General features: G+C 41.4%; 6 protein-coding genes. All 6 read right to left on the reverse strand.

From position 1 onward, the window contains the following. Positions 1-228 precede the first annotated feature (228 nt). The 6 genes from HA46_RS12265 to HA46_RS12285 are packed head-to-tail and all read right to left on the reverse strand — an operon-like array spanning position 229 to position 12,994. Positions 229-936, reverse strand: coding sequence for a hypothetical protein (locus HA46_RS12265; RefSeq protein WP_084884529.1), 708 nt, complete (start codon positions 934-936; stop codon positions 229-231). Further along, positions 933-1,649: a hypothetical protein gene (locus HA46_RS20870; protein WP_143807633.1), complete on the reverse strand. Its 717-nt coding sequence runs from the start codon at positions 1,647-1,649 to the stop codon at positions 933-935. The genes HA46_RS12265 and HA46_RS20870 overlap by 4 nt, the downstream gene beginning before the upstream one ends. 6 nt (positions 1,650-1,655) lie before the next feature. Continuing rightward, complete coding sequence (pglZ, locus tag HA46_RS12270) at positions 1,656-3,620, reverse strand: BREX-3 system phosphatase PglZ (RefSeq protein ID WP_158086843.1); 1,965 nt, start codon at positions 3,618-3,620, stop codon at positions 1,656-1,658. Positions 3,621-3,622: 2 nt separating this feature from the next. Then, entirely contained in the window at positions 3,623-6,421 is a 2,799-nt protein-coding gene (locus tag HA46_RS12275) for a DEAD/DEAH box helicase (RefSeq protein ID WP_084884533.1), read from the reverse strand. Between the two features lie 6 nt (positions 6,422-6,427). Then, the gene (locus HA46_RS12280; protein ID WP_084884535.1) at positions 6,428-9,220 is read right to left on the reverse strand and encodes a DNA methyltransferase; all 2,793 of its coding nucleotides are present in this window, start codon (positions 9,218-9,220) and stop codon (positions 6,428-6,430) included. A 48-nt stretch (positions 9,221-9,268) separates the two neighbouring features. After that, positions 9,269-12,994 carry a DUF6079 family protein gene (locus HA46_RS12285; RefSeq protein WP_084884537.1) on the reverse strand — a complete coding sequence of 1,242 codons (3,726 nt, stop codon included), beginning with the start codon at positions 12,992-12,994 and terminating at the stop codon, positions 9,269-9,271. Positions 12,995-13,036: the final 42 nt, after the last annotated feature.

Raw genomic sequence — 13,036 nt, forward strand, 5'->3', positions numbered from 1 at the left:
ATCCTTGTTCGGTCATGGTTTATTGTGAATGATAAAGAGAAATCAAAGCTGTGTAAGAAGTGAATTGTTATTTCAATTAAATTTTTATAGTGGTTGGTTTATTGAAAGCTCATTATTTCAAAGATGAACGTTCTATTTTTATCTGGCTGCACATACGTGGTTAGTTTCCTAAAGGTATACTAACCATGTATGTGATAGATGTGATGTTAAAATTCAACAAAATTATCATCATAGGAAAATAATGGCATCATTAGCTTGGTGATGAACATCTATTCGTATATTAGACGATAATTTGTTTTCATTAAAGTTTATTTCGAAGGGGAACCAGGCTGGGTCATTAATAATAGCAGACATGCTTTTGCTTGAGTTTCCTTGAGCCCTTACTGATACTTCAGTCAGCCAAGCGATAACGTTATCGTACTTAATCACAATTGATTTTCGCAACTGGTATGTGCCTGATTTAGGGTTGGATAATAATTCTAAATTTATTAAGGTTCGAACAACAAATTGCATACAGCGCTTGATAGTTGAAGTATCCCCATAGCTTTCAGTAATGCGTTGTTCTAATTGATTGTAAATGAATAAACCTTCATGCTTGGTCATTCTACCAATTTGTACTACGATATTATAAAAGAAGGGGTATTTAACAAGCATCATTCCCCAGTGAATAGCTATATTTATTTCGCTGTGTTCAATGAGCAATTTACAGGCGTCGGAATGAAATGCTTTGGGTACCGATTTTGATTCTGCATCCCAAATACCAAAAAGAAGATTTCTAGTTTTATCTTGCGATACTTTACTGTCAAAACTAGGGGCAAGTAAGCTATCAATTTTATTTTTTAATGCCTGCCCGTGAATCCCATTCGCCGACCAGGATGCGGTTTGAACAAGCCAATTCATCTCTAAATGCCGATTGAATCCAATAATGGGTTTCATGAGTAAAGATTCCTTTTGAAAACGACTATTGAGTTTCCTTGCTGCAAGTATTCAAATGTTGATATATCAAGTGTATTTAAGTTGATATCAATTTGAAATGGGAAGAACACTTGATCAGCTAATACTTCATCAAGACTAATGCTAACTTTGTTCAATGAAATCATAGCAGCTGTAGTTAACCAATTTGCGATATGGTTGCTAACTTTTTCTTGAATTGGAACGATCGAATATGATGTCAGTTTATTACTTCTGTCTATCACCCCTAACTCGATCATAGTCCTTAAAACAGCACTTAGTGCTCTACTGGTTGCTTGTGTCTCGCCATATAACATACTCATTCGGCGAAATACTTGAGAAAAGGTAAATGCGTCATTTAGCCTAGCTTGTCGGCCGATAAAACGAGCAACCTCAGCAAAGAAAGGTTTTTTTGCGGTTAACATTCCCCAGTGAATAGGTAATGAAGATGCATCAATCTCTTGATGTAATTGAATGCCTGTCTCAAAAAAAACATCTTTATTTTTTGGTCGCATCCAAATTGAGGTTAATAAATTTCGAGCTTTGCGTCGATTTTCTTTAGTCGCTATATACGTACTAAGGAATACTTCCAAGTTTTTATTTAATTGCACACTATCTGCTTCGCTAGCAACCCAGCGGAGCGTTTGTTCAAGCCACTCTTTCTCGATATGGCGGCAGAAACCTGGAGTTTTAATCATAACTAACTACTTTTTGTTAACAATAATGAAAGGCACTATTGCCTCATGGAGGCTGATTCCACCATGCCCTACAACGACATCCCCTTTACTTTTAAAGGCTTTATCAGAGCAGGCTAGCAAAGGGTATGTCCCTTTTGGCAGGCCCATCTCAGGACCGGGCCATACTATCACAGAATCTTGATAGTTTGCAGCAGAGCTGTCTCGCAAACTGGGGCTATTATAGATTCGTACTCGTTCTCCTCGAGTTTCCGCTTTTACCCCTTCATTGATATATCCCATACCGATAGCCTCTTGGTTACCATGGTCTGAAGTAATTATAACTTCAAACCCATTCTCCAGCAGGTCTGAAATTTTATCTTTGAATTTCCATTCGGCCAGCCAGCTATCAACCAATACATTTAGTCCAGCCATTCCCATTTTCATGCCGTGCATCTGTTCATCGATAAAATTTATGACTAAACCGGCAATTTTAACTGGTAGTGACCCAACTAATGATTGCCATTCATCGACTGAATAGTTCTCAATTTTCTTTGCATACTTAATTTCTCGTTTGTTTAAACCTTTGTCCATCCAATAATTAAGCCATAGTTTTTCTTCTTTATTTGTAGTCAGTAAGGACTCACCAAACAAAAAAGGACGTTTCCCTGAGAACAAGGTTTGCCGTGAAATTGACGTTATCGTCGGCACCCAAGCAAAACAAGAATGCTCTTCTATTGAAATATTTTCGCATATTTGCAATTGCTTACGTAATAATGGCCATTGGCGAGCCCCCATACCATCTAAAACAAGCAAACAAATTTTATTACCAGAATCTATCCTCCGTGATATCCAGTCAGGAACTTTATGCAACATAGATGGATAACGAACAGTTGGTATGGTTTGTATTTTTGCATAGTTGATTAGCAGCCAATGTTGAAATAATTCATCTACATCAGTGTTAATTTTTTTAATGTCATCAAACAAAACTTCAACAGCAGGCAAATTTTTATTTTGATAAAATAGGGCGTTCATGATACCAAGAGAACGTGACTGCTCAAGCCAGAAATCTGCATTTGCATTTTCTTCTGAGTATTGGTTGAATGTATTTTTTGCATTATTAAGTAGGTGTAGTATTCGTTCTTTTTCTGTTATTTTTGGTTCTTTTAGTACAGCAAATGATGCCCAGTGTTCAGGAGGTAAGCTTTTTATCGCCACTGGTTTTATAATGCCTTCAGCAAACAGATTATCAATAAAAACGCGAACATCACCATCAGCAAAAGGAACAATTAGCTGAGTATTTGGTCGAGATGCAAAGTAGATAGGACTCTTTTCTTCACCTTGTAAGTATATTTCCCATTGTTTTTGAAGGAAATCAAAAAAATAAGCTTTATTGGAAATCAGTCGATTAATATTCCATAAACCGAAACTAGGCACTAAACTCAGTAGATGAATTAGTCTCGTTTCAATTTGCATTGGCATTTCAATACCAATATAATGCTTTCTAATCAATAATCTAACAAGGTCTGTACTGGATTGGATTATCTCAGGTGCAATTCTAAATATATGGCGCAATAAGAAATCTAGACTTGACTGTTGGCTGAGTCTACCCGGAGAAAATAATTTCAGCGCATCCATGACTGACTGATATAGCGTTGCTGGTAGTAATCTTAGTATATCTGAATCAATTTCCTGGAAAAATTCTGACAGATGAAAATCAATCTCTTTTGACTCATCTTGAATATCATGAGGTATAAAAATATCACGCCCAACCGTCAGCCGGATCAGGAAAGATATTTTATTCTCACTACTACGCCATGTTTCATAGGCCAGACGTAATGCTAATGGGTCATCATCATCAAAAATGAACGCATTTTTTTCTTGAAGTGAGGTTGCTATAACAGGCTCATATAGTAGCCCATCAGGATCGTTTATGATATATACAAAATCCCCATCCAAATTTACTTTATGAATAACGTCATCCTGCCAGGTCATATTCATCCTTTAATTTCAATAATGGTGTGTAAAACCATGTCAGGAATCACCCTGCGTTTTTTATCTATATCTTGGAGCCACAGAGCATATTCACTACTTAATTGACGCAAGCGAAATTGGCGAACCTCTGGTAATCCAACGCGTTCTATTGCTTTTTTTCTTGCATTAAATGAGTATTCACCTTTTTCAAACTGGTTATCTAAATCGGTCTGGTTGGCTGTCAACATGCTTTCGAAGATAGCTTTTCCTTCCTCTTGTGCTGCCTTATGCATAAGAGCATAGATCGACTGATGTAAAGAAGAATCGACTGTTAAGTCTTGAGGTAAAATCTCAAATTCTTTACTACAGACAGCATCCCAGACTCTTTGGGATGCTGTTGCGTAATATTGACCGTTGGGCTTGATATAGACTGGCATATATTGGCAGCGTCGCTCATGGCCAGCCACAAGACGGATACTCCATAATGCCCAATAACCATTCGCTCTGGCTGGTAGTGACTTAACAGCAACACTGGGGATGGGTTGTGCTTCACTCCAAACAGGTAATTGATTACTCAGCCCTTTTATCTTAGGGTTTTCGAGCGTTAGATGCGTGAAACTTGGCTGTTGCTGGGCGATCTTACCAATAAAGGTTATTCCACTCCATGTTGCACCATCTGGCCAAGTTAGAGTATGGCTCCCATCAATTTCGTCATTAAAATCAGCTGTATGCTGCATACTACGTTGCCAGCGCAAGTAACTAGCGACCATGCTCTGTACCCAATAGGGTAGTGGATGGTTCAAGGTTTGGCGATAGTCCTCAGCAGATAAGGGATCTCCGCCACCAAACAGGGCATCCTGTTGCCGCTTGTCCATTGCACCGTCTCTTAAGGTGGCCAGGGCTTTAGCTAACTCCTGATCCATCAAAGCAGGGTCAGTGATAGATGTGATAAACAAATCATCAAACAGATGATTAGTGGCAGAGGAATCCAATACATCGCTGGTCTTATCAACGCCAAATTCGTTGAGAATAATCTGTAACTTCGCTTCGAGCACTTCGCGAACTCTGTGCTCAACGGTATCTTCGAGCACAAAGTTCAGTGCGCGAACGATATGCTGTTGGCCGATACGATCGACGCGGCCAATACGTTGTTCCATGCGCATCGGATTCCAAGGCATATCGTAATTAACAATCACATGGCAGAACTGAAGGTTTAGACCTTCTCCGCCGGCATCGGTTGAAATCAGAATGCGAGTATCACTGGCGAAAGCAGCTTGTACTTTTTTACGCTCTGACAGATCCATTGAGCCGTTGAGACTAACGACACTAATTCCTCGTTCAACAAAGAATTGCGCCAACATTTCTTGGGTCGGCACAAACTCTGTAAACACCAGCATCTTCAGGTATGGATCTCCCTCTTCTTGCTGCAGGCGGTAGAGCCAATTGAGCAAGGCTTCGGCTTTGGCATCATTTTCGGCACTTACACATTGCTCCGCTAACGCTAGCAAACGGCGCACTTCGTTTTTTTCGTTTTCCAACGAGGTTTGGCACTGAGCTAATAATTCATCAAGCTGGGCTTGACCATCCAGATCTGCCCACTCATCGGTAAACGCCAAAGGTAATTCTTCTTCAATCCGCTTATTTTCTAATACTTTTAACCGACGGGCGAGAGTTCGGGAGATGGCTGCACTACTAGAACTCACCAAACGCTGCATCAATATCATCAAAAAACCAATAGCATTTTGTTGTTTGGCTTGTGCTTGGTTGTAGCCTTCTTTAATGTACTCAGTCACCTCTTCATAGAGGTGGCGTTGTAATCCATGCTGGGCTTGCCAGGCAACGGCAACCATTTCTGTTTGCCGAGGACAAAAAAGTGGCTTACCTTCGCCATCGATGGCGATCCGTTTTTCAGTCCGCACCACAAATGGCTGGACCCGCTCTTGTGAGACCGAGCTTACATCTGGAAAGGCTTCGGCATCGAGCAGTGCCATCAAACGGTGGAAAGCATCACTTTTGCCTTGATGTGGTGTAGCGGATAATAACAATAAATAGGGAGCAGCTTCGGCCAAACCTTGGCCCAGCTTGTAACGGGCGACCTGGTCGGTGCTACCGCCGAGCCGATGGGCTTCATCAATGACAATAAGATCCCAACCCGCAGCCAGCAGATCATCAAAACGAAGTTTGTTGTACTCATTAAGTTGCTTGAGTGACCATCCTTTGCGGCTTTCGATGGGCTTGATACTGTCGACAGGGCAGACAACCTGATCATAACGTGACCAGACATTGTCATGTTCATTTTGTGGTTTTTGTTCACCGGGCAGCATCAATTGGAATGACTCGTTAAAGTGGGTCTGCATTTCACTTATCCACTGACTAACCAACCCTTTAGGTGCACAAACTAGAATTCGCTTAGCCAGTCCGCGCAACTTCAATTCACGCATGACCAGCCCAGCCTCAATGGTTTTGCCCAGACCTACTTCATCGGCAAACAGATAGCGCACCTGTTTTTTGCTCATCGCCTTGGTGAGCGCCTTCAACTGGTGCGGCAAAGGAATGACATTCGATTCTATTGGTGCCAGGAGGGTATCTTCCTGCTGGACGTTGGCAATTTTGGCTGCAGTGGCCAAGTAGCATAACGCATCAGCAGTTACGATGGTCTGCACTGGTTGGTGGTAGAGATCGGTGTTTAATACCTTGAGTACTACATCTTGTTGCTGCAACCAGACACGGTAAAACTGCTGGCCCCAGAGGCCAGCAGATTCAATCACTTTGACATATTGTTGATAAGTCTGACTCCAAGCCCAGTCTCCTACCTGCCACATGATTTATCACCACTCATCATCGGTATCGATTTGGCTCAAGGTTACTGCTTGATCGAAATACATCAGCAGTACTGGATCCTCTTCCAACACATTACTTGGTAATTTATCAGCGACATCGATCAACGTTGCAAAGTCCTGTTGTTCCCAAAGTTTCTTAAAACCAACACGCACAGCCTCGATACGTAGTTGTTTAAGTTTTTTCTTGGATGCTTTGTAAGCTTCGAATTCTTTAAGCAACGATTTTTCGCGCAGTTTCTCTAAGTCACCAGCCTTGTTTGGATCCGGTACATACCATCGATCCTTCGCTTTAGCAATTAACTCAGGGTCTTTTTTCGTTAAATTACGTAGCTCTTTCCAGTTGCTAGAAAGATAGCTATGAATCTGCTCTGGTACATCATCTTGGCCGTCATAACAAAGAAAATTTTGATTCAATAGCTCGCGCAGATCTAATGTTAATTCATTTTTGCTAAAACCACTAAGGTGAAGCATGTATAGCGGATTAATATCGGCAAACGTTTGAGGTTTGTGCTTGAGAAGTTGTCTAAGCCAATGAATTGCCGATGCTTCATCTTTTACAAATAAGGATGCCTGCGCCACTCCGCCGTAAGCCTGTTTTTTCTTATCGTATTCAGCTACCTGTTCGGAAAGAAAATATCCTCCATCCCGTTCATTAAATCGTTGGGATAAACCAATTTGAAACTGCTTACTATCGATAGGTAACGTGTAGCCTTTCCTGATATAGAAAGAAATTAGCTGGTCATATAAAATACGAGGGTCACGTTCAGGTATTGAGACTAAACTACCTTCCTGCAATTTAGTGACGGGTAGATAACTTAGATGATTACTAATAAAATCCCAAACTCCCTGTTCTGTATTAGCGTCACAATTGAAGCGGTTTTCAAAATCGCCACTTGGTTTGTAGGCAGTGATAACCAAGTCCTGCTTAACTGCAGTGGGAGTTGTCACTGCTTTAAAACTGCCTTGTTTTTTGTCTAATGCTGAAACGTTTGCGATAATAAAACCAACTTCATTCAGTGCTGTTTGAATAGAGTTCCAGACAGCAGCTTGAGTGTTAGAAAATTCAACCGTAATCCAGCGACCTGGCTTTAACAGGTTATATGCTTTTTTAAAACAATCAAGCATTAGGTAACGATACTCATTTATTCCCTTATTTTGAGCTGAGTTTTCAATTGCCTCCTTTTTATTATCAGTTCTTGTCTTTAACCAGTATTCCCATAGTGAGCTTAACTCCGAATAATTTAAGTTTGCACCGAATGGTGGATCAATAAATATATAGTCAACAGAAAAGTCTTGCATATCTGAAGTTGACATTGTACTGATGACTGAGTGTGCTTTGATATTTTTAAAAGCAGTGGTAAGTTTTCTTAATTTGTTTTCCAAAGCAATGAATACATTTGACTCACTAACTTGCGAACCAATGTACATTGTTCCGCTTAAGGGATTGTAAGGGAAAGAGATCCCTGGACGATAACGATTCAGTTTGCTCACGTTAATTAGTTGTGAGTTGAACATTAAGAGTGCTTGTTTATCATTACGACATTTTTCTCTAATCTTAGCGAGAATGATCAAATTTCTTTTAGAATAATAGTGATGAATATTTGTTAGACCAATGCGATCATTTCGACGGGTTTCTTTTCCCTCCATCATTCTCTCTGTTGGGTGCCAATCTTCTATTTTTAAATTATTTATCTTGTTAATTAATTCAAGATCTTCAGTGTTAACACTGCGTGTCAGCTTATTTCGGCGCCCAGGTAAAGAATAGTTGATAAGAACAGGGATCTGTTTTGCTTGCGTAACATTTTTTTGAATAGATTCGTCAAAAAAAGTAACCCAAGCTCTATCCATATTTTTTTTTGACAGTTGAGAATTACAACTTGGACATTCAAAAACATCTAGAATTTTATTTTTTTTCTCATCTAATGCGACATCTGAAAAAACAACTTCAGATGTACACTCAGGGCAAATAAAAACATCTGACCAAACCGTGTAATTTATTCTTCCTGATTCACCATTAGAATGTTTTATTTCATACATCCATCCCAATTCTTTTTCTACAGAAGCCAATATTTCCTTAGCTCTGTTCTCAAATGACGTAATGTCTATTGGAGTGTTATAGTTATAAGAAATAAAAGTTGCAGCAGGTGATAAGTCATTTAGGACCGCTTTTCTTTCGCCTAACTTTGAAAAATGCTTCCATTCTCTTTTTCCATCATTGCTAATGATTTCTTGTAAAATGGAACCATCATTTTTTACTTGATAACCAAGAGACATCACTATATCTCTGTCGCCACACATCTGTGCTGCAACTCCTGTCATTCCAGTCCCACAAAAGCCATCAAAAACGATATCGCCTGGATTTGTATAATGCAGGATATATCGCATAATGGCCTTATGAGGTACCTTGGTATGGTAAGAGTGGGCATTATAAATAGGATCATTTTTCCCTTCACTGACATCTGCAGCAAAAGGTTCTCGATGATATTCTTCGTCGCATGCAGGCTTTTGCGCCTCCCACTCTGCAACAAAATCGCCAATCCATGGATTAGGACAGGCGGTGTAATATGGAGGATCGCTTAGATTTAATATATCGTCATCGTTACCGATGGGAAAACCTTCAATTTTACGAAATTCTGGATCTTTGAGCTTTTCAGCCAGCAATGCCAGAAAATATTCGCGGCGTTCTTGGTCGTTAACGAAACTTTTTCCCAAACAGGTTACTGGGCCTGCTGTTTGTGACAGCGGCGTGCTATCACTTGAAAATAAAGCGTCTTGTTTCATGGTGCTTCCTTTAGCAGGTACGACTTAAATCGTACCCGCCCGTATAAATTAATCGATAATGATACGAACTTTATTGATGTCTTTACCCTGACAAAGTTTGTCGAGCAGCCGATTAAAGCGTTCAGCTACTTCGTCACGGCTCTGGGGAAGGCCTTTTCCTAGGGCATTAATAAATTCGGCTGAGTTTATTCTTAACTCTTCCAATCCTGCCAGCACTTGGTTTACCGCTTGTATAAAGTTTGTGTCAAGTGGCTCAGGGAGCTGACCATTCTGAATAAAATCACGAATTAACAGTGCCTGGTCTGGTTTAAGCAGGCTAAGGTTAATGAACGGGTCATCGAGAAGACTATTCAAATTACTAAGCCAATCACTTTGTAAACTATCGAGCTGTTGCTCCAGATTCTTTAGCTGTTCACTGCCCGGTGCTTTTCCGCACTCTTGACGAGCATTGAAGTCTGCTGGATTGGCATTCATCGCTAGATGTTTGGAATCAATGGGCTTGGCTGTTTGTAATTGTGCTACATCTTTACGCCAATCAGCTAGTTGTTGAGCTGGGAGCAAGGTGATGCCACTCAAAATATCCAATTCTGCAAGACGTTCATCGCTTAGCAGTTTGGATTTAGTCTTCTCTTCTCTACTGTCGAGACGCGCCCGTATATAAAGCTCAATATAATGCTTCGCGTACTCTGTTTTTAGCCCTGTCAAAACAGAGATCTGCGTCGCTTTGAAGTTCTCATTGTATCGTAATGATGGGTCAGCGAAACCTTGTCTTAATGTGTCACGAGCCAATTTAACTTGTTCTTGCCACATGTGCTGCTCAGGCAGTACCAACTGCGCCTCTTTGAGGTAAGTGCATAATGGGGTCAGATCATTGACTGCCGCCTTGAGTTGAACAAAATTTCTCCATGCCTGAAGCATTTGCTGGAAACAGGTAATTTCTGAAGCAGTGACCTTGAGGTTTTTCAACTTACCAGGTTTGTCATAGCGCTGGATTGTTTCCAAAAAGTTTTTAAGCTCAGTTAGCTGTGTTGACAGCGTTTGTTCTTCACTTTCTTCCAGAACTAATTGTCCCCATAACGGCAAACGTTCTTTGACGCTCTGCTGCCCCTTGACTAGTTCGTTAACCAGTAATTCTGTACGCTTTAACATTTCACGTACGATGCTCTCGTCACCTTGCTGGATCGTGGTAGCTAAACCGTCATTCATGTCCAACAAAGTAAGTAGGGCTTTTAATGCGGTAACATTAAAATCCTTGGGCGATTGGATATGTTTAAAGTCTTTCAGTACATCAAATGGAATGGATTTGAATTTGACGGCATCACTGGCAGTCAGGGTATGGCCGACCACTACTAATTCAAGCTCGCCGCTATAAACCAAACAGGCGATCAGGACTAACAGCCATTCCGGCTCTAGTCGGAAGCTTTCTGGCTTAAAATAGAGTCGGGAATTGATTGCCTCCAGCAGTTCTGCCTGATTGGCCACTTGGCCCTGTGGCTTACTTTTTAAAACAGCTAAAACAGCTTGGGCATAGCGTGATTTTAGCGGGGAAATTTTATCGCCATCCAGTAATTCAAGTGCGTCAAGGACGGCATTGGCTCGCTTGGTCGCAGCTCCACCAGAGACAACACTTAACGCATCTTTGGCGGCACTTTCGATGTTTTCATAAGTGATCCACTGACTAAAAGTGGGATACTCGGGTGCCAACGAAACAAAGTGATTAGCCAAGATATGACTGGCAACGGATTCAAAAATATCCTTGAGGCTGCCAATTTGGCTATCGCCGAGCCCAGAAATGTTGCGGACAGATGTACCTTTGAGCCAGTCCATCATCGGCTTGCTTTGCCCATTGTATTGGGCAATGTAGGCATCTTTGAAATGACTTTTTAGCCAAGTCTGCATCTCTCTCAGATAACCATCCGCCTTAAGTTTGTAGACATTCTTGGCGTTACCTGTAGCAGAAGCATGTAAATCGATAGCGGCTGCATAGTAGTTTAGGCTGCGATCAAAATCGCCGTCAGCATTTTGCAGAATAAATAGCACTTCATCGCTGCGGATGTGCTCTTTTTTCTGTTTTGGCGGGTTATATGGCTGTATGAAGTACATGTAATAATCGAGCGGCGGCTTGGCTGTTTCTCGTTCATTAGGCGAGCCTAAGAACATCCATCCTGGACGATTAACATTTCGATCCAACCATTTCAGTTCGTGCCGCCACATCTGAATATTGGGTTGCTGCATATCAGTTTCTTCCAGGATCTGCAGCATAGCTTCACGATAGGCACTGTTACGACTATCATCCGTAAGCAAGGGAATCTTGTTTTCGATGTAAGCATCAAAATCTTCAGTCTTTTTCAAATCCAAAAAGAACTGATCGTTTGCCTTGTTCTTTGAAAAGAACTGGCCATTAACGGTTTTTCGAATCTTAGTCAGTACAGCAACGATCTGAGTTTCTAGATTTTTACTCTTTTCTCCGGGCAGTTGTTCGATACCAGGTAGATAGAGGCAAAGTGAATCACGCAGCTCGGCGGCAGTTGCTCCCATCTCGTTATAAACATCACCAACAGTCAAACGATGGATTGCCAAACCGGCTACAAGGCGTTTGGCAAAGTCTATTTCAGTTGCGGTTGGATAGGCTTGATCAATGCGAGTAAACAGGGTTTCGCCGACCTCTATAACCTGACCTACATCAGGATTAGTTTTGGCGCTGGGATCGCTTCTGAGTTCATCCCAGTAGGTGTCATAAGAGAATACGCCCGGCTTATCAAGAGGAACTTGCTGTTCCATTAAAGCTTGCATCTGCCGTGAGAGGCTGCGCAATACTTGACGCTGTTCTATGCCTGCGCCATGTACTCGTTCAAAAGTATTGATGTAGTCAGGATGAACAGGGAACATCCGAACAAATTCGTCGAGCCGTTCGTTCATACGATCAAAACAAGAGGTGAATTGTTGCAGATACTCACGGATCCAATGCAATTGCTGGGCATCTTTTTTGAGTAGGCGTTCAGCAACTACATATTTGATATCGTCACGTGTGATCAATACCTGCTCTGCACGGTCACGAATGCGTTTGACTTCCTGCGTAGCAAAAGCTAATTGAGTGCTGTCGAAAATGGCTTCCTGGACGCCACAAATAAACCGGAAGCGTGTGCCATCAATTACTTCTCCCATGACGCGCATCATCGCCATATCCAATGGTAGTTGTTGCTGGTTCCGTGAGCGCAGGTAGTCGAGGATTTCATCACAAATCAAAAGCAAACCTTGATCTGGATAGCGTTGATGAAATAGCGCCATCATCTCTTCAAAGTAGGGTTTGTGATTGGATGAGATTTCATCCATTGAGGGGAATTGATACTCAATCCCCATTTCCGCCAAGCTGGAGGTCAGGTTGTCTGTGACGATATCAGCAAAGGCTTTCTTGCTAGCCCCGACCTCAAAGCGAATGACTTTAAATTTTCCGGCAATTTTACCCGCAGCGTGGCGAACCTTGTCGTTAGTAATATATTTTGCAAGTTCTGGAAACTCAGCAACTGCCGAGATCACTGACATCAGGTGTGATTTACCTGAGCCGTAGTTACCGACAACCCAGAGAGATTTGTTATCAACTGATTCTTCAAACTGCAACTGGGGAATGATGATGTCCGCCAGTTTTAGTGCCATCTTGTCCGAGATAACATATGACGCCACCAACTGCTGAGCTTTGTGCTGTTCAGCAGACTCCTTGAGTTTGATGATAGTTGTGACGGGCTCAAATTGAATGAGCTCTCCGTACTTTTTCATTTATATTCCCTCTGCTCAACAAAATGAATGATCGGCAGATTT

The organism is Pantoea septica, from assembly GCF_002095575.1.
Taxonomy (GTDB): domain Bacteria; phylum Pseudomonadota; class Gammaproteobacteria; order Enterobacterales; family Enterobacteriaceae; genus Pantoea; species Pantoea septica.

Bases quoted from the DNA above. Each gene is read 5' to 3' on its own strand.
- HA46_RS12265 (WP_084884529.1), bottom strand. From the start codon at position 936: ATGAAACCCATTATTGGATTCAATCGGCATTTAGAGATGAATTGGCTT.
- HA46_RS20870 (WP_143807633.1), bottom strand. From the start codon at position 1,649: ATGATTAAAACTCCAGGTTTCTGCCGCCATATCGAGAAAGAGTGGCTT.
- HA46_RS12285 (WP_084884537.1), bottom strand. From the start codon at position 12,994: ATGAAAAAGTACGGAGAGCTCATTCAATTTGAGCCCGTCACAACTATC.
- pglZ (WP_158086843.1), bottom strand. From the start codon at position 3,620: ATGACCTGGCAGGATGACGTTATTCATAAAGTAAATTTGGATGGGGAT.
- HA46_RS12280 (WP_084884535.1), bottom strand. From the start codon at position 9,220: ATGAAACAAGACGCTTTATTTTCAAGTGATAGCACGCCGCTGTCACAA.
- HA46_RS12275 (WP_084884533.1), bottom strand. From the start codon at position 6,421: ATGTGGCAGGTAGGAGACTGGGCTTGGAGTCAGACTTATCAACAATAT.